Origin of the sequence: Bradyrhizobium viridifuturi, from assembly GCF_001238275.1 — a bacterium.
Taxonomy (GTDB): domain Bacteria; phylum Pseudomonadota; class Alphaproteobacteria; order Rhizobiales; family Xanthobacteraceae; genus Bradyrhizobium; species Bradyrhizobium viridifuturi.
Window position 1 is genome coordinate 1 of record NZ_LGTB01000019.1, and the last position, 14,457, is coordinate 14,457.

At 65.0% G+C, this 14,457-nt stretch carries 14 protein-coding genes and 1 pseudogene; 7 read left to right on the plus strand and 8 right to left on the minus strand.

The features are described from left to right. The first annotated feature begins 52 nt into the window (after positions 1–52). The 3 genes from ALC15_RS18310 to ALC15_RS18320 all read left to right on the plus strand — a co-directional run bounded on the left by ALC15_RS18310 (position 53) and on the right by ALC15_RS18320 (position 3,355). Positions 53–466 (plus strand): Rieske (2Fe-2S) protein, encoded by a 414-nt coding sequence (locus ALC15_RS18310; protein ID WP_024584852.1) that lies wholly within the window; start codon positions 53–55, stop codon positions 464–466. A 134-nt stretch (positions 467–600) separates the two neighbouring features. Beyond that, positions 601–1,218: a glutathione S-transferase family protein gene (locus ALC15_RS18315; protein ID WP_050628554.1), complete on the plus strand. Its 618-nt coding sequence runs from the start codon at positions 601–603 to the stop codon at positions 1,216–1,218. A 61-nt stretch (positions 1,219–1,279) separates the two neighbouring features. Then, entirely contained in the window at positions 1,280–3,355 is a 2,076-nt protein-coding gene (locus ALC15_RS18320; protein WP_050628455.1) for a 2Fe-2S iron-sulfur cluster-binding protein, read from the plus strand. Positions 3,356–3,374: 19 nt separating this feature from the next. Here the strand turns inward: ALC15_RS18320 and ALC15_RS18325 are convergent, their stop codons facing one another. Both ALC15_RS18325 and ALC15_RS18330 read right to left on the minus strand, forming a co-directional pair. Then, positions 3,375–3,731 carry a hypothetical protein gene (locus ALC15_RS18325; protein WP_050628456.1) on the minus strand — a complete coding sequence of 119 codons (357 nt, stop codon included), beginning with the start codon at positions 3,729–3,731 and terminating at the stop codon, positions 3,375–3,377. Between the two features lie 131 nt (positions 3,732–3,862). Beyond that, positions 3,863–4,438, minus strand: coding sequence for a TetR/AcrR family transcriptional regulator (locus ALC15_RS18330; protein ID WP_050628457.1), 576 nt, complete (start codon positions 4,436–4,438; stop codon positions 3,863–3,865). A gap of 125 nt (positions 4,439–4,563) precedes the next feature. On the opposite strand from ALC15_RS18330, the gene ALC15_RS18335 reads away from it, so the two are divergent. Then, the gene (locus ALC15_RS18335; protein ID WP_050628458.1) at positions 4,564–5,550 is read left to right on the plus strand and encodes a zinc-dependent alcohol dehydrogenase family protein; all 987 of its coding nucleotides are present in this window, start codon (positions 4,564–4,566) and stop codon (positions 5,548–5,550) included. 131 nt (positions 5,551–5,681) lie between these two features. Here the strand turns inward: ALC15_RS18335 and ALC15_RS18340 are convergent, their stop codons facing one another. The 4 genes from ALC15_RS18340 to ALC15_RS18355 form a co-directional block, all read right to left on the minus strand. Continuing rightward, positions 5,682–7,610 (minus strand): hypothetical protein, encoded by a 1,929-nt coding sequence (locus ALC15_RS18340; protein WP_244486136.1) that lies wholly within the window; start codon positions 7,608–7,610, stop codon positions 5,682–5,684. Positions 7,611–7,956: 346 nt separating this feature from the next. Then, a complete protein-coding gene (locus ALC15_RS18345) occupies positions 7,957–8,724 on the minus strand; it encodes a COG4705 family protein (RefSeq protein ID WP_244486137.1) in 768 nt (255 codons plus the stop codon). 87 nt (positions 8,725–8,811) lie between these two features. Further along, the gene (locus ALC15_RS18350) at positions 8,812–9,207 is read right to left on the minus strand and encodes a hypothetical protein (RefSeq protein ID WP_050628459.1); all 396 of its coding nucleotides are present in this window, start codon (positions 9,205–9,207) and stop codon (positions 8,812–8,814) included. A gap of 55 nt (positions 9,208–9,262) precedes the next feature. Further along, complete coding sequence (locus tag ALC15_RS18355) at positions 9,263–10,018, minus strand: COG4705 family protein (RefSeq protein WP_050628556.1); 756 nt, start codon at positions 10,016–10,018, stop codon at positions 9,263–9,265. A 264-nt stretch (positions 10,019–10,282) separates the two neighbouring features. On the opposite strand from ALC15_RS18355, the gene ALC15_RS18360 reads away from it, so the two are divergent. Next, positions 10,283–10,945 (plus strand): response regulator transcription factor, encoded by a 663-nt coding sequence (locus ALC15_RS18360; protein ID WP_050628460.1) that lies wholly within the window; start codon positions 10,283–10,285, stop codon positions 10,943–10,945. Further along, entirely contained in the window at positions 10,942–12,291 is a 1,350-nt protein-coding gene (locus ALC15_RS18365) for an ATP-binding protein (RefSeq protein ID WP_063781847.1), read from the plus strand. Before ALC15_RS18360 ends, ALC15_RS18365 begins: the two co-directional genes overlap by 4 nt. A 79-nt stretch (positions 12,292–12,370) precedes the next feature. Here ALC15_RS18365 and ALC15_RS18370 read toward each other — a convergent pair whose 3' ends face one another. Together ALC15_RS18370 and ALC15_RS18375 are read right to left on the minus strand one after the other, a co-directional pair. Beyond that, positions 12,371–13,219, minus strand: coding sequence for an ABC transporter substrate-binding protein (locus ALC15_RS18370; RefSeq protein ID WP_050628462.1), 849 nt, complete (start codon positions 13,217–13,219; stop codon positions 12,371–12,373). Positions 13,220–13,259: 40 nt separating this feature from the next. Beyond that, entirely contained in the window at positions 13,260–13,958 is a 699-nt protein-coding gene (locus tag ALC15_RS18375; RefSeq protein WP_050628463.1) for an ABC transporter permease, read from the minus strand. A 51-nt stretch (positions 13,959–14,009) separates the two neighbouring features. Here ALC15_RS18375 and ALC15_RS18380 point away from each other — a divergent pair. Further along, positions 14,010–14,325: pseudogene (locus tag ALC15_RS18380) on the plus strand (amino acid kinase family protein); the annotation flags it as partial. Between the last annotated feature and the right edge of the window lie 132 nt (positions 14,326–14,457).

The window sequence follows — 14,457 nt, forward strand, 5'->3', positions numbered from 1 at the left end:
AGAACGGGGCGAGGGAGCACACCGCCGTTGCGGTCAAGACACTAGGATTCCGATGACCCGTCACATCGTCGCGCGCACCAGCGAAATCCCGGCCGGCGGCAACAAGGTGTTCGGCCTCGAGGGCCGCGATATCGTCGTGTTCCATGTCAATGGCGAGTTCTTCGCGCTGCTCAACCGGTGTCCGCATGAGGGTGCGCCGCTGGAGAAGGCGGCCTGCGTCGCACGCTTGACTTCGCCGGAGCCCGGCATCTATCAGCGCGACCGCGTCGGCGAGATGCTGCGCTGCCCGTGGCACGGGTGGGAGTTCGACATCCGCAACGGCCAGTCCTGGTTCGACCCGAAGCGGTTCAGGATCCGCTCCTATCCGGTCGCGGTCGAAAGTGGCGCGGAACTGCAGAAGGGGCCTTACGTCGCCGAGACGTTCCCGGTGCACATCGAAGACAATTACGTGATCGTCGAGGTTTGATCGGCGCGTGCCCGCGTTATTGCGATATTTGCAATAATGAAGTTCCCACGACGATAATTATAATTGCAGCTGCAATGAGCCACCTTGAGGTCGCGGTCGGGAATGGCCCCGTCCACGACATCAGGAACGGCACCATGAAGCTCTATCACTTTGCGCTCTCCGGTCACGCACACCGCGCCCGCCTCTTCATCTCCCTGCTCGGAATTCCGCACGAGCTGGTCGAGGTCGACCTCAGGTCCGCCGCGCAGAAGACGCCGGAGTTTCTGGCGCTCAATCCGTTCGGCCAGGTGCCGGTGCTCGACGATGACGGCGTCATCATTCCCGACTCCAACGCGATCCTGGTTTATCTCGCGACCAAGCTCGGCCGCACCGACTGGCTGCCGCAGGATGCGAAGGGCGCTGCCGCCGTACAACGCTGGCTGTCGGTTGCCGCCGGCGATCTCGCGTTCGGACCCGCCGCGGCGCGGCTCGTCACCGTGTTCGGCGCGAAGTTCAACCCGGAAGACGTGATCGCTCGCGCCCATGTCTTGCTGAAGCGGCTCGAGGCTCATCTCGCCGATCGCGACTGGCTGGTCGGCGCGCAGCCGACGATCGCCGACGTCGCACTCTACAGCTATCTGTCGAGCGCGCCGGAAGGCAATGTCGATCTCTCCGCCTATGCCCGCGTCAGCGCGCTCCTGCGCCGGATCGAGGCGCTGCCGGGCTTTGTGCCCTTCGCCAAGACCCGCGTCGGTCTGGCGGCGGCTGCGTGATAGGCTGAGCGGGCGTGCTGCGGGGCGCGCCCCTCGAGGCCCGAGAAGGGAGGGCGAGGCGATGAGCGACAGGCGAACCAAGAGTAAGCTCGCGGCCTGGCATGCCGGCGAGAAGGCGATCCAGCAAAGGGTCGGCGTCGCCGAGAAGATGGAGGCCGTCGGCCAGCGCGCCGTGCGCGACTTCATGCCCGACCAGCATCGCGAATTCTTTGGGCAAATTCCCTTCATCGTGGTCGGCAGCGTGGACCGCAGCGGCGACGCGTGGGCCTCGTTGCTGGCCGGCCGACCCGGCTTCATCGCCTCACCGACATCGCGCAGCCTCGAGATCTCCGCACGGCCTGACCCAAGCGATCCCGTCAGCGACGGCATGCGCGAGGACGACGCCATCGCATTGCTCGGCATCGAGCTGCACACGCGGCGCCGCAACCGCGCCAACGGGCTGCTCCGCGCATCGTCCGGCAACGCGCTGAGCTTCGAACTCGATCAGAGTTTTGGCAATTGCCCGCAATATATCCAGCTCCGCGACTTCGCCTTCGTGCGCGAACCGGATCAGCCGTTCACCGGAGAGATCGAGACGAGCACGACGCTCGACCAGGCTGGGCGCGACATGATCGCGGCGGCGGACACGTTCTTCGTGGCGTCCTACGCCGAGCGCGAGGACCGCCGCCAGGTCGACGTCTCGCATCGCGGCGGCAAGGCAGGCTTCGTTCGCGTCGCCGCCGACGGCACGCTGACCATTCCGGATTTCGCAGGCAACCTGTTCTTCAACACGCTCGGCAACATCCTCGTCAACGGCAAGGCCGGACTGGCCTTCGTCGATTTCGAAACCGGCGACATGCTGCAACTGACCGGCGATGCCGAAGTGATCCTGGACTCGCCCGAGATCGCGGCGTTCCAGGGTGCCGAACGGCTCTGGAGTTTTCGTGCCCGCCGCATGGTGCGCAGGCGCGGCGCGTTGCCGCTGCGCTGGGCGTTCCGGGCCGACGGCTGGTCGCCCAATGCATTGATGACCGGCGACTGGACGCAGACCGCCGACCGCATCCGCGCAACCGAGCTTGCGACGCAGTGGCGTCCGTTTAAGGTCACCAAAATCGTCGATGAGAGCCGCTCGATCCGCTCGTTTCATCTGCAGCCGGATGATGGCGCCGGGCGGCTGCCGCACCAGGCCGGACAGCATTTGCCGATCCGCATCGCGCTCCCCGGCGCCGACAAGCCGATCGTCCGCACCTATACATTGTCGGTCGCGCCGTCGGACGGCATGTATCGCATCAGCGTGAAGCGTGATGGCGCGGTGTCGCAGCATCTGCACGACAACATCCGTGTCGGCGACATCATCGAGGCGCGCGCGCCGGCGGGCGGCTTCACGATCGATGCGCGCGAGAAGCGGCCGGCGGTGCTGCTCGCCGGCGGCGTCGGGATCACGCCGCTGCTCGCGATGCTGCGCCACGTGGTCTATGAGGGGCTGCGGACCCGCGGCATCCGGCCGACCTTCCTGTTCCAGGCCGCCCGTGCCAAGCAAGAGCGTGCGTTCGGCGACGAGTTGCAGCAATTGGCTGTGGCCGCCGGCGGCGCTGTCCGGATCGTCCGCGTGCTGAGTGACGTCGATGGCGCCGAGCAGGGCACCGACTATGACACCGCGGGGCGGATCGACATGGCGCTGCTGTCGCGCGTGCTGCCGTTCAACGACTATGATTTCTATCTGTGCGGCCCGCCGCAGTTCACCCAATCGCTCTATGACGCCTTGCGCGGCTACAACATTGCCGACAGCAGGATTCACGCCGAAGCCTTCGGCCCTTCATCGCTGCTGCGGAAGCCGGACGTCATCACCGCGCCGCCGCCGCGCCGGCCGCCTGCGACCGCGCCGGTCCCGGTCGCCTTCACGGCATCGATGAAGGAAGCGCGCTGGACGCCGGAGTCGGGCACGCTGCTTGACCTTGCGGAAGCGCGCGGCCTCAGTCCTGTGTTCAGTTGCCGGGAAGGCAATTGCGGAACGTGCCGAACGAAATTGCAGGCGGGTGCCGTGACCTATCTGAAGCAGCCGACCGCCGAGGTGGCCGATGACGAAGTGCTGATCTGCTGCGCCGTGCCGGCAAAGCCGGAGGCGGACGGCGAAGACCTGATCCAGCTCGATCTCTGAGCTGGTGCGGCGCGTCTGCTCAGCCCATGCTGCCGGGCATGAAGCAGCGCGGCCTAGGATGACCGTTCAGGTAATACGGCCAGACCACGGTATGGCCGGCGCGATTGGGGCCGCTGACGACCGCCTCATCGGGAACGTCGACCCATTCGCCCTCGAGGCGTACCCGGTAGTGGCCGTCCTTGGTTTCCCAGTCGGCGTCGTCGACACGCGTTGCGTCGCTGCCGTCGCAGCAGGGTCCTTTGCCGCTGTGCAGGCTCTCATACCAGCCGTTGAGTTCGGGATGGTCGTGATCGTGGGCCCGGGCCGGACCGATCGCCGGCATCGATAGCAGGGCGATGAGTACGGTAAGCGTGATACGCCAAGACGATGTGTTCATCTGGTTCCCAGTTCCGGAAGCCCATGTCAGCCAATCCGGAAATGGTCACGAAGTTCAGTTCATCAATAGATGATGATAATCATATAAATCACATTCATGAGAGGCACAGCGCAACGCCAGTGCCGGCGAGCTCAGGCCAGCAGGCTCATCACCTGGTCGATCACGGCCATCACCTGCTTCGAATCCGGTGTCTGGTGCGCGAGCGCCATCAGCCCGGCATGCACCACCATCACCGTGTGCGCGGTGACGTCGGGATCGAAGCCCTTCCTGAACTGGTCGCGGTCGGCACGCAGCCGGCTGCGCAACAGCTCCTCGAGCCGCCGGTTGTAGCGCTCGATGCTCTTGCGGAGCGCGGCCTGATCGAGCGAGCCGTCGGTCGCCGAATTGATCGACAGGCAGCCGCGCTGTCCCTTCTCGCCCGAGCAGTACGGGATGAAGCCGGTCAGCCACTGCCTGATCGCCTCGCGGGCCGGCCCCGGCTGCGCCAGCACGCGCTCGGCCCAGCCGAGGATGCCGTCGTGATAGCGGTCCAGCACGCGCAGGAACAGCGCGTGCTTGTCGCCGAACGCCGCGTAAAGGCTCGGCTTCGCGATCCCGCTCGCCGCGGTGATCTCGTCGAGCGAGGTCGCCTGAAAGCCCTTCTGCCAGAACACCTGGCGGGCGATTTCCAGGACGTCGTCCGGATCGAAGCTGCGCGGCCTTGCCATGGTGCTGTTTTATGTACTCCCGCGTCAGATGTGAAGCCTTCACGTTGCAAGGAAGGCAATTCCAGCCATTGACGTCACGCTTATTCTATACCTATAAGTACAGAATAAAATCGGGAGATGATGCCATGAAGGCGGTTCAGGTGGTTGCGTTCGGACGTCCGGCAGAAGTGGTGAAGCTCAACGAGGTGCCTGATGTCGGCAGCCCCGGGCCGGACGAGGTGGTGGTCGCGGTCGAGGCCGCGCCGATCAACAACTCGGACTTCATGATCATGGCCGGACGCTACGGCTATCTGCCGACGCCGCCGGCGACGCTCGGGATCGAGGGCGTCGGGCGCGTCATCGCCGCGGGGGCGCAGGTCAAGAACCTCAGGGAAGGTGACCGCACGCTGATCCCGTTCACGATCCCGACCTGGACCGAACGGCTCAAGTTCACGCCGTCCTGGCAGCGCCCGCTGCCCGAAGCTGCCGATATCCGGCAGCTATCCATGATCGCGGTCAATCCGGCGACCGCCTATCTGTTGCTGACCGATTTCGTCAAGATCCCGCGCGGCGGCTGGGTGATCCAGAACGGCGCCAATTCGGCGACGGCGCGCGCGGTGATCGGCATCGCCAGGTCGCTTGGGCTGAAGACAGTCAACATTGTCCGCCGCGAGGAGGTCGTGGATGAGGTCAAGGCGGTCGGCGGCGATATCGTGCTAGTCGACGGGCCGGACCTTGCCAAACGCGTCGCCAGGGAGACCGGCAAGGCGCCGATCCAGTTGGCGCTCGACGTCGTCGGCGGCGCGTCCGCCTTGAACCTGATGAACTGCTTGGCGCCGAAGGGCATGCTGGTCATCTACAGCGCGATGAGCGGACAGCCGTTCTCCGGCTCGGCTCTCAGCGTGATCTTCAACGAGGTGTCGGTGCGCGGCTTCTGGCTCGCCCATTGGAGCAAGACCGCAACCGACGAGGCGCTGGCCACGATGTACGACCACCTCGTGCCGATGGTCGCCTCAGGGGCGATCAGCGCGCCGGTGGTCGGGTCTTATCGCCTGGAGGATTTTTCGCAGGCGATCGCGCAGGCGTCGGCGTTCAAGGGCAAGGTCATCTTCACGCCGAACCAGGCTGCGTAGCCGGACAGTCGGTGGCGTAACACGGCGATGCCGTGTCCGCCACCGGATCGCAGCAGGCAGCTAGACGATGGTCGTGAGCGCGAAAGCGTGCCACGAACTCCAGTCAATTCCGTCGAACGCGCGTACGTACATCAAGTCGGTGCCGGTGGCGGCGCGCCCCGCATCCAGACATCGCCGAGGTCGGCGGCGCCGACGTCGATGACGGTGGCGGCCGGCCAGTGCGAATTCGCCGACGTCCAGAAATAGCCGCTGTTCGCGGCCGTGGTGCCATCCCAAAACTGATATTCCGTTGCAGGATTTCCGTCGGCGTCGGAATAGGACACCAGGTTGCTGATCTGGCTCCACTCGTTGACGTGCAAGGTCTGATCGTTGACCGTGGCGACAGGCGCGTGGTTTGGCAGCGACGTCAGGCTAAAGCTGTCCCAGGCGCTCCAGCTGGTTCCGTCGAACGCGCGAACGTACATGGCCTCCGAACCGCCTGCGGTGCCGCCTCGCACCCAAACGTCAGCCAGATCGGACGCCGACACCTCGATCGGCGTGCTCGCCGCCCAGTGTGAATTCGTTGATGTCCAGAAGTAGCCGCTGTTCGCGTCCGTGCCGCCGTCCCAGAACTGGTACTTGGTGATCGGATCGCCATCGACGTCGGATGCCGACGTCCAGTTGACGAGCTGCGCCCATTGCGCGGCGTTCAGCGTATGATCGTTGATCGCAACCGTTGGCGCCGTGTTCGTGGAGGTCAGGGTAAAGCTGTCCCAACTGCTCCAGGCGGTGCCGTCGAAGGCCCGCACATACATGGTCTCGGCGCCGGTCGCCGAGCCACCTTGAATCCAGAGGCTGTCCAGGTCGGACGCCGAGACGTCGATGGGGGTGCTGGCCGCCCAATGCGCATTGGTGGGGGTCCAGAAGTAGGCGCTGGTCGCGGCCGTGCCGCCGTCCCAGAACTGATACTTGGTGATCGTATCGCCCTCGGCATCGCTGGTGCCAAGCCAGCCTTCCGGCTTGACCCATGTATTGACGTGAACCGACTGGTCGTTGATGGTCGCGACCGGCGGCGTGTTGACGGTCGACGTCACCGCGAAACTGTCCCAATTGCCCCACGAGGTGCCGTCGAACGCCCTGACCCACATCGTCTCGGAACCGGTCGCCGAGCCGCCCTGGATCCAGACATTGGCGAGATCGGCGGCCGAAACGTCGATCGTCGTGTTTGCATCCCAGTGCGAATTGGTCGGCGTCCAGAAATACGCGCTGGTCGCGGCGGTGCCGCTGTCCCAGAACTGGTAATTCGTGATCGTGTCATTGTCGGCATCCGACGTCGTCAACCAGTTGCTGACGGTGACCCACTGGCCCATGTGCACCGAATGATCGCCGATCGTCGCGACAGGCGCCGAGTTCGTCGTCGTCAGTCCGAAAGAATCCCAGGAACCCCAGTCCGATCCGTCGAATGCCCTGACCCACATCGTCTCGGTGCCGGTCGTCGAGCCGCCCTGGATCCAGAGGTTGGTCAGGTCGGCGGCCGAAACCTCGATCGTCGTGTTGGCAGCCCAATGCGAATTGGTGGGAGTCCAGAAATAGGCGCTGGTCGCAGACGTGCCGCTGTCCCAGAACTGGTACTTGGTCGCGGGATCTCCGTTGGCATCGGAGTAGCTCAGCCAATTCTCGACCTTCGCCCATGTATTGACGTGCAGCGACTGGTCATTGATCGCAGCGACTGGAGGCGTGTTTGGCGTCGTCGTGAGGGTGAACGACGTCCATGTGCTCCAATCGGTCCCGTCGAAGGCGCGTACCCACATTGTCTCCGAGCCGCTGACCGAACCGGAGCTCAGCCACACGTCGGAGAGGTCGGACGCTGCAACGTCGATGATGGTGTTGGCGGCCCAATGGGTGTTGCTGGGCGTCCAGAAATAACCGCTGGTCGCGGACGTGCCGCTGTCGAAGAACTGGAAGCTTTGCGCGGGATTGCCGTCGGCGTCGGAATAAGTCAGCCAGGGCTGGATTTTTTGCCAGTGATTGGACAACAGGCTGTGGTTACCAATCGAGACGACCGGTGGGGTATTGGCCATGGTTTGCTTCCTCGTGGCGCGCCGGTCGAAGCCGGCAAATTTCCAAGGTGCAAGGCAATCAGCTTCGCCTTCGCGAAGCGGGCTGGTGCTGCTCCCGCGTCATTGGGCGAGAGCGGCGCATTGAAAAAAAACGGCAATATCAAAATCAGGATCGCAGAATTCGGACGCGTCATCTATGACGGGCGTCACGCTCGCTCGCGACGCGGGCTGCGGCAAAACGTCCTAGGCCTCTCTTTGGAACCGGATCACATTGGCAACCGGTCATCGACCGCGCGCGGATCGATTGCGATGCGCCACCTTGCCCGCTCGATGGGAACGATGTCCGGAGCGGGCAAAGGCTCGAGGCTCACGCGTGCTTGCCGGCGCGCTGCGGCAGCATGAAGACCAGGGCCGCGATCGCAACGGCGAGAGCAACCGATGCCGTGTAGCGGCTGAGCGCGAGGCCGCCGTGATCCAGCGGCTTGTCGAGGAAATCGCCGACGGTGGCACCGAGCGGCCTGGTCAGGACGAACGCGATCCAGAACAGCACCGTGTGCGAGACCCGGGTCCACAGATAGGCGGCGGCAACGACGGCGATGCCGGCGGCGAACACGATGGCGCCGCCGCCATAGCCGAGGCCGGTGGAGTCGGCCATCCAGTCGCCGAGTGCGGTGCCGAGCGTCTGCGAGAACAGGATCGTGATCCAGTAGAAGGTTTCGGCCGCCTTGTTGTCGATCGAGGCGATCGAGACCGTTCCCATGGTGCGATACCACGCAGCGAGCGATGCAACGAGCAGACCGGCGAGCAGCGACGAGCCGCCGAGATATCCGATCCCGAGCGAACGGTCGACGAAATCGGCGAAGGTCGTGCCGACGGTCGTGGTCGCGATGATCACCGTCCAGTAGAGCAGCGGGTGAAAGCGCCTTGCGGCCATCTGCGCGGCGACGGCAATTGCGAAGATGACCGCAAAGATCGCGGTGCCGACGAGATAGCCGAGATTCATCGACATCGTGACGGCATCGCCGCCGGTCTCGCCGAGCGTCGTGGCGAGAATCTTGATGATCCAGAAGCCGAGCGTGACGGCGGGAACCTTGCCCGTGCGATCGTCAGTGGCGTTGTCGAGCAGCATATCCATGGGGTGGTCACTCCAAGATTCGTCACTTCAAGAGACATCGCCGACGGTCGGTACCGCCGGCGGGTGGTCAAATGATGGACGACGGGATCAGGCCTTCATCTGGTCCATGATCGACAGCAACTCGGCGAGCGCCTTCCTGCATTTGGCGGCGTCTGGATTGCTCTCACGCACCGCCTCGAGCGCACGATCGATCGCCTTGTCGATCGTGTGCCAGTCCGCGGCCGCGCGCGGCTTCAAACCGGCTTCTGCCTCGTCCCATCTGGTCTCGAGATCCTTGATTCGCGTCTTGGCGCCGGAAAGGTCACCCTTGTCGACCAGTGCGGCGACATCGGCGGCGATGCTGCGGAACGGCGTCAGGTCGCCAAGTCTGGATCCGGCGGCTTGCGCGCGAGGCAGCAGGTTGAGGCCTCCGCTCGCATGCGGAAATGGTGAAGTCACCACGAGAGCGTGGATTGCGGCAAGTGCGACTATCGTTCGGTTCATCGTGGTTCTCCTGTTGGGGGCTTTCCGCCGTTGTCCGTCCGGAAGGGCGGCGAACTCATGCGTGGGGCGATGCTTCGGGGTTTCGCTCGCTGCCGCCTGCGAGCGACAGCCAGCCGACCAGCGCGACGATCACCGCGAGGAAGCCGAGGCTGGTGTAGATCGTGCCGAGGCCGAGACCGCCATAGTCGCGGGATTGCGACAGCATGTCGCCGAACGAGGCGCCGAGCGGCCGGGTCAGGATGTAGGCGATCCAGAACGCCAGCACCTCGTTGGCGCCGAGCGCGTAGGCCGCGGCGACGCCTGCGATCAGCGCCATGAACACCACGACGCCGACGTTGAAGCCGAGGCCCAGCGCTTCGGTGGCAAGGTCGCCGGCGGCGGTGCCGAGCGCGAAGGTGAAGAGGATCGCCGCCCAGTAGAACAATTCGCGCCGCGTGGTCACGATGCTGTGGATCGACAGTGTCCGCTCGACCGCGAACCAGATCGCGAAGGTCGCCGCCAGGGCGATCGCGAACAGCACCGTGCTGACGTAGAGGCTGATCTCGAGCTTGTCGGTCAGCGCATCGGTGATCTGCGTCCCGACGATGCTGACGAGCACGACCGTCAGCCAGTAGACCCATGGCACGTAACGGTCCCTCCGCAGCTGGACAGCCAGCACCGCCGCCAGCAGGGCGGCCATGATCAGGCCGGTCACGCTTGTGCCTAGGCCAACATGGACGGCGAGATAATCGGCGCCGGTCTCGCCGACCGTTGTCGACATGACCTTGATCAGCCAGAAGACGAGGGTGACTTCGGGGACCTTGTTCAGCATGCTGCGGCCGATGCGCCGGGTAACCTGCACGGTGGTGAACTCCGCTGTGAGATTGCCGGCGGTTCCGCCGGGTTCGACACGAAGCGTGCCCCGCGAGACTTAGCTCCGGCTTAGCCGGGCGAAGTGGCGGCCACGGCGGCGCCGAAAGCCCTAAGTTCAGGCTAAGTCGAAGCTGATATGATCGCGCGGGTGTCGCGGGTTGGGCGATACGACGCAGTTTCGCCGGGTGGAGCTCCGGCACGGATCGGGACGGATTGCCAGGCGATGCGCGTGCTCTTGGTCGAAGACGACAGGATGATCGGCGCCGCCGTCGTCGAGGCGCTGCGGGATGCCGCCTATGCCGTCGACTGGGTGCGCGACGGCGAACTTGCCATCGAGGCCAGCCGTAGCGAGACCTACGACATCGCGCTGCTCGATCTCGGACTGCCTTTGACCGATGGCCTCGACGTCCTCAAGGCGATCCGCGCCGGCTCGACGCGCCTTCCCGTGATCATTCTCACCGCGCGCGATGCGCTGAACGATCGCATCCAGGGGCTCGATCTCGGCGCCGACGACTACCTGGTCAAGCCGTTCGAGATCGCGGAATTGCTCGCGCGCATGCGGGCGGTGCTGCGGCGCGAGGGCAGCGGGGCGCCGCCGGTGCTGACCAACGGCGAGCTTCATCTCGACCCGGCGACGCGGGAAGCAGCCCTCGGTGGAGAAAGGGCCGTGCTCAGCGCGCGCGAATTCGCGCTGCTTCAGGCGCTCTTGAATCGGCCGGGAACGATCCTGTCCCGCGCCGAGCTCGAACGCCAGATCTATGGCTGGAGCGAGGAGGTCGAGAGCAACGCGGTCGAATTCCTGATCCACGCGGTGCGCAGAAAGCTCGGCGCGTCAGCGATCCGGAACGTGCGTGGCGTCGGATGGATGGTGGATCGTTCGAGATGATGGGATCGCTGCGCGGGCGCCTGTTCGTCGGACTCACGGCGATCATTCTGCTGACCGGCGCCGTCGGTGGAATCCTGGCGTACCGATGGGCCTACAGCGAAGCGATAGAGATGCAGGACTCGGTCCTGATCCAGATCGGCAGCTTCGCGCTGAGCGCTCCGATCCGGCAGAGCCGCCCGGTCACCGGTGTCGATGCCGATGCCGAGGTTGCCGTCGTCGAACTGGGCGAGGCGCCGCGCGGCGCCACCGATGATCGCCGGCTGTGGGGCCTGACGGATGGGCTGCACAACGACGTCTATCACGGACAGCCGGTCCGCGTGCTGCTTCGGACGCGGCCGGACGGCAGCCGCTTCGCAGTGACGCAGCAGACCGAGATCCGCACCGAGATCGCGGGCGACATGGCCGTGCGCACGCTGTTGCCGATCGCCGCGCTGGTGCCGTGCCTGCTGCTGATGACCGCCTTCGTGATCGCCCGATCGTTCCGGCCGATGTTGCGCCTCGCCGGCGATCTCGACGCGAGCAAGGTGGACGACATCGGCACGCTGCCCGCGACCGGCGCGCCCAGCGAGCTCCAGCCGTTCCTTGGCTCCATCAACGGATTGCTCGGGCGGACGCGCGCCATGATGGACCAGCAACGGCGCTTCATCGCCGACGCGGCCCATGAACTTCGAACGCCGGTCACCGCGCTCAGCCTGCAAGCGGAAAATCTTGCGTCGCTCGACATGCCCGCGGAGACGCGCGACCGGCTCGATGCGTTGAAGAGCGGCATGCGGCGCACCAAGCACCTGCTCGAGCAACTTCTGGCGCTGGCGCGTCAGGACGCCGCGCCGTCCGTCGTGAGCGCGGCGGTGGACCTGGACCAGATCGCAAAGGGTGTGGTCGCCGATCTGCTGCCGGAGGCGGCGGCGCGCAACATCGATCTCGGCTTCACGACCGTCGAGGCGGTCGCCGTGAACGGTGATCCGATGTCCCTCGTCTCGGCAGTCCGGAACCTGGTCGAGAACGCGATCAAGTTCACGTCCAACGGCGGGGCCGTCGATCTCAGCGTCCATCGCGAGGACGGCATGGCGGTCATCCAGGTCGAAGATTCCGGGCCGGGCATTCCGCCGCAGGACCTGGCGCGGATAGGCGAGCCGTTCTTTCGCGGCGGCCAGCCGAGCGGCGAGGGGGCCGGGCTCGGGCTCTCGATCGTGAAGCGAATTGTCGATCGCGCCGAGGGTTCGATCCTGTTCGAGAATGTGACCGGCGCCGGACGCTCGGGCCTGCGCGTGACCGTCAAGCTGCCGGTGGCCGATCCGCAAGGCGAGGCGGCCGCCGCTCATCGCCACATCAGCCCGCCGCTCTGAGGCTCTGTCCCGCGGTGGGTCGGGCCCGGCGCATGCTCAGGGAACGCGACCGGGCCGCTTCCTTCAAGCGCCGCTCCCTTCAAGCATTGGGATCGTTCGCATTGGGATAGAATAGCTGCTGGCCGTTGATCTTGTAGCCGGCGATCGCGCTCTGTCCCTCCGGTGAGATCAGAAAATCGATGAAGCGCTGGCCGGCTTCCTTCTTCACGGTGGGATGCTTGGCCGGATTGACCAGCATCACGCCGTACTGATTGAACAGCCGCTTGTCGCTTTCAACGAGGACTGCCAGGTCGCCGCGATTTTTGAACGCCAGCCATGTACCGCGGTCGGACAGCAAATAGGCGCTCGACGCCGAGGCCATGTTCAGCGCCGCACCCATGCCCTGGCCGATTTCCTTGTACCAGGAGCCGCGGTCGTTCACGATATCGATGCCGGCTTCTTTCCAAAGCCTCAGCTCGGCAATATGGGTGCCGGAATGATCGCCACGGGAGACGAACGGCGCGACTTTGGTCCTGATGGTTTGCAGTGCGGTGAGGACATCCTTGCCCTTGATGCCTGCGGGATCGTCCTTCGGACCGATGACGACGAAGTCGTTATACATCACCGGATAACGCTTCACACCGAAGCCCTCCGCAAGGAACTTCTCCTCAGCTGATCTGGCATGAACGAACACCACGTCGGCATCGCCGCGGCGCGCGGTGTCAAGCGCCTGACCGGTGCCTTGTGCCAGCACCTTCACCTCGATACCTGTCTTCTGCTTGACGATCGGGAGCAGGTAACCGAACAGCCCGGAATCCTGGGTGGACGTCGTCGACGCCACGACAATCGTCTGATCTTCCGCCCAACCCGGATGCGTGAAGGTCTGCCCACCAAGTGCGGCAAGCGCGATGATTGCGAGGATACGAAGTGGGCCGAGGCAGCGCTTCATGCGGGCGATCTCCCTTTGAACGACAATATTGTTTGGGGCTTCAGCGAGCGGTCAAGATGCGTCCGATCAGGAAGCTCAATGCGCTCACGGTCATCGACAGGATGACGAGGATGATGCCAAGCGCAAGTGCAAGGCTTAGCTCTCCCTTGCTCGTCTCCAATGCGATGGCAGTGGTCATGGTGCGCGTATGCCCGCGCACATTGCCGCCGACGATGATGATCGCGCCGACCTCTGCGATTGCCCGGCCGAAAGCAGCGAGAAACGCGGTCAATAGCCCGTCGCGCCCGATAGCCATGAGCGTCGAGGTGGCACGCAAGCGCGAGGCACCGTCGACGAGAAGGGCATCGCCGTAACGAGCCCAGACATCGACCATCGTCCGGTGTACCAGTGCAATGACGATCGGAATACCGAGAATGGTCTGCGCGATCACCATGGCGGTTGGCGTAAACAAGATCCCTAGCGCCCCCAACGGCCCCGATCGGGACAGCAGCAGGTAAACGGCAAGTCCCACCACGACCGGCGGCAACCCCAGGAGCGCATTGACGGCGACGATCAACGCAACTCTGCCCCGGATCCGGTAGATCGCCAGCGCTGTGCCCATCGGCGCCCCGATTGCGAAGGCAAAGAGGCTCGCCGTCAGGCTGACGCCAAGCGACAGGCCGACGATCTGGCGTAGCTCCGGATCAAAACGGCCGATCAGGCTGACAGCCAGTTCAAGCGCTTGGGTGAAATCATTCATGGTCTCTTACTAAGCCGAACCTCGGCAAATAAGCAAAATTATCGGGGTCCGGGTGCGGCAGCCATCGCCGGCTCGCTCGGCGCCGCCGGCCTCACCATCGTCGAGGATGTCGACGGCGCCTACACCGACGGGCCCGAACGGCCTCGACGGCAACAAGGCGCAGCTGTTGCGCGAGGCCAGCCTCGCGGACCTCGCCAAGCTGAAGGGCACGCTGTCGTTCGATCCCGCACTGCTCGAGGTGATGGTCAACGCCCGGTATATCGAGCGCGCGCAGGTCGTGAATGGCCTAGCTCCCGGCCGGCTCACCGCGGCGCTGCGCGGCCGGCATGTCGGCTCGATCATCCGCACCGGCGCGCGCCCGGCGTAGCGCGAAATGCGCAGACATCTTCCGCGCGCCGCGCCCGGTCGGCGCGCGGGGCCATCTACGGCGAGGCCGGCCGATCGTTACCCGTTGGACTCCCCCGTGCCCCGGTTGCGATAATCCGAGCCGGTATCTCCC

Bases quoted from the DNA above. Each gene is read 5' to 3' on its own strand.
- ALC15_RS18310 (WP_024584852.1), top strand. From the start codon at position 53: ATGACCCGTCACATCGTCGCGCGCACCAGCGAAATCCCGGCCGGCGGC.
- ALC15_RS18315 (WP_050628554.1), top strand. From the start codon at position 601: ATGAAGCTCTATCACTTTGCGCTCTCCGGTCACGCACACCGCGCCCGC.
- ALC15_RS18320 (WP_050628455.1), top strand. From the start codon at position 1,280: ATGAGCGACAGGCGAACCAAGAGTAAGCTCGCGGCCTGGCATGCCGGC.
- ALC15_RS18325 (WP_050628456.1), bottom strand. From the start codon at position 3,731: ATGAACACATCGTCTTGGCGTATCACGCTTACCGTACTCATCGCCCTG.
- ALC15_RS18330 (WP_050628457.1), bottom strand. From the start codon at position 4,438: ATGGCAAGGCCGCGCAGCTTCGATCCGGACGACGTCCTGGAAATCGCC.
- ALC15_RS18335 (WP_050628458.1), top strand. From the start codon at position 4,564: ATGAAGGCGGTTCAGGTGGTTGCGTTCGGACGTCCGGCAGAAGTGGTG.
- ALC15_RS18340 (WP_244486136.1), bottom strand. From the start codon at position 7,610: ATGGCCAATACCCCACCGGTCGTCTCGATTGGTAACCACAGCCTGTTG.
- ALC15_RS18345 (WP_244486137.1), bottom strand. From the start codon at position 8,724: ATGGATATGCTGCTCGACAACGCCACTGACGATCGCACGGGCAAGGTT.
- ALC15_RS18350 (WP_050628459.1), bottom strand. From the start codon at position 9,207: ATGAACCGAACGATAGTCGCACTTGCCGCAATCCACGCTCTCGTGGTG.
- ALC15_RS18355 (WP_050628556.1), bottom strand. From the start codon at position 10,018: ATGCTGAACAAGGTCCCCGAAGTCACCCTCGTCTTCTGGCTGATCAAG.
- ALC15_RS18360 (WP_050628460.1), top strand. From the start codon at position 10,283: ATGCGCGTGCTCTTGGTCGAAGACGACAGGATGATCGGCGCCGCCGTC.
- ALC15_RS18365 (WP_063781847.1), top strand. From the start codon at position 10,942: ATGATGGGATCGCTGCGCGGGCGCCTGTTCGTCGGACTCACGGCGATC.
- ALC15_RS18370 (WP_050628462.1), bottom strand. From the start codon at position 13,219: ATGAAGCGCTGCCTCGGCCCACTTCGTATCCTCGCAATCATCGCGCTT.
- ALC15_RS18375 (WP_050628463.1), bottom strand. From the start codon at position 13,958: ATGAATGATTTCACCCAAGCGCTTGAACTGGCTGTCAGCCTGATCGGC.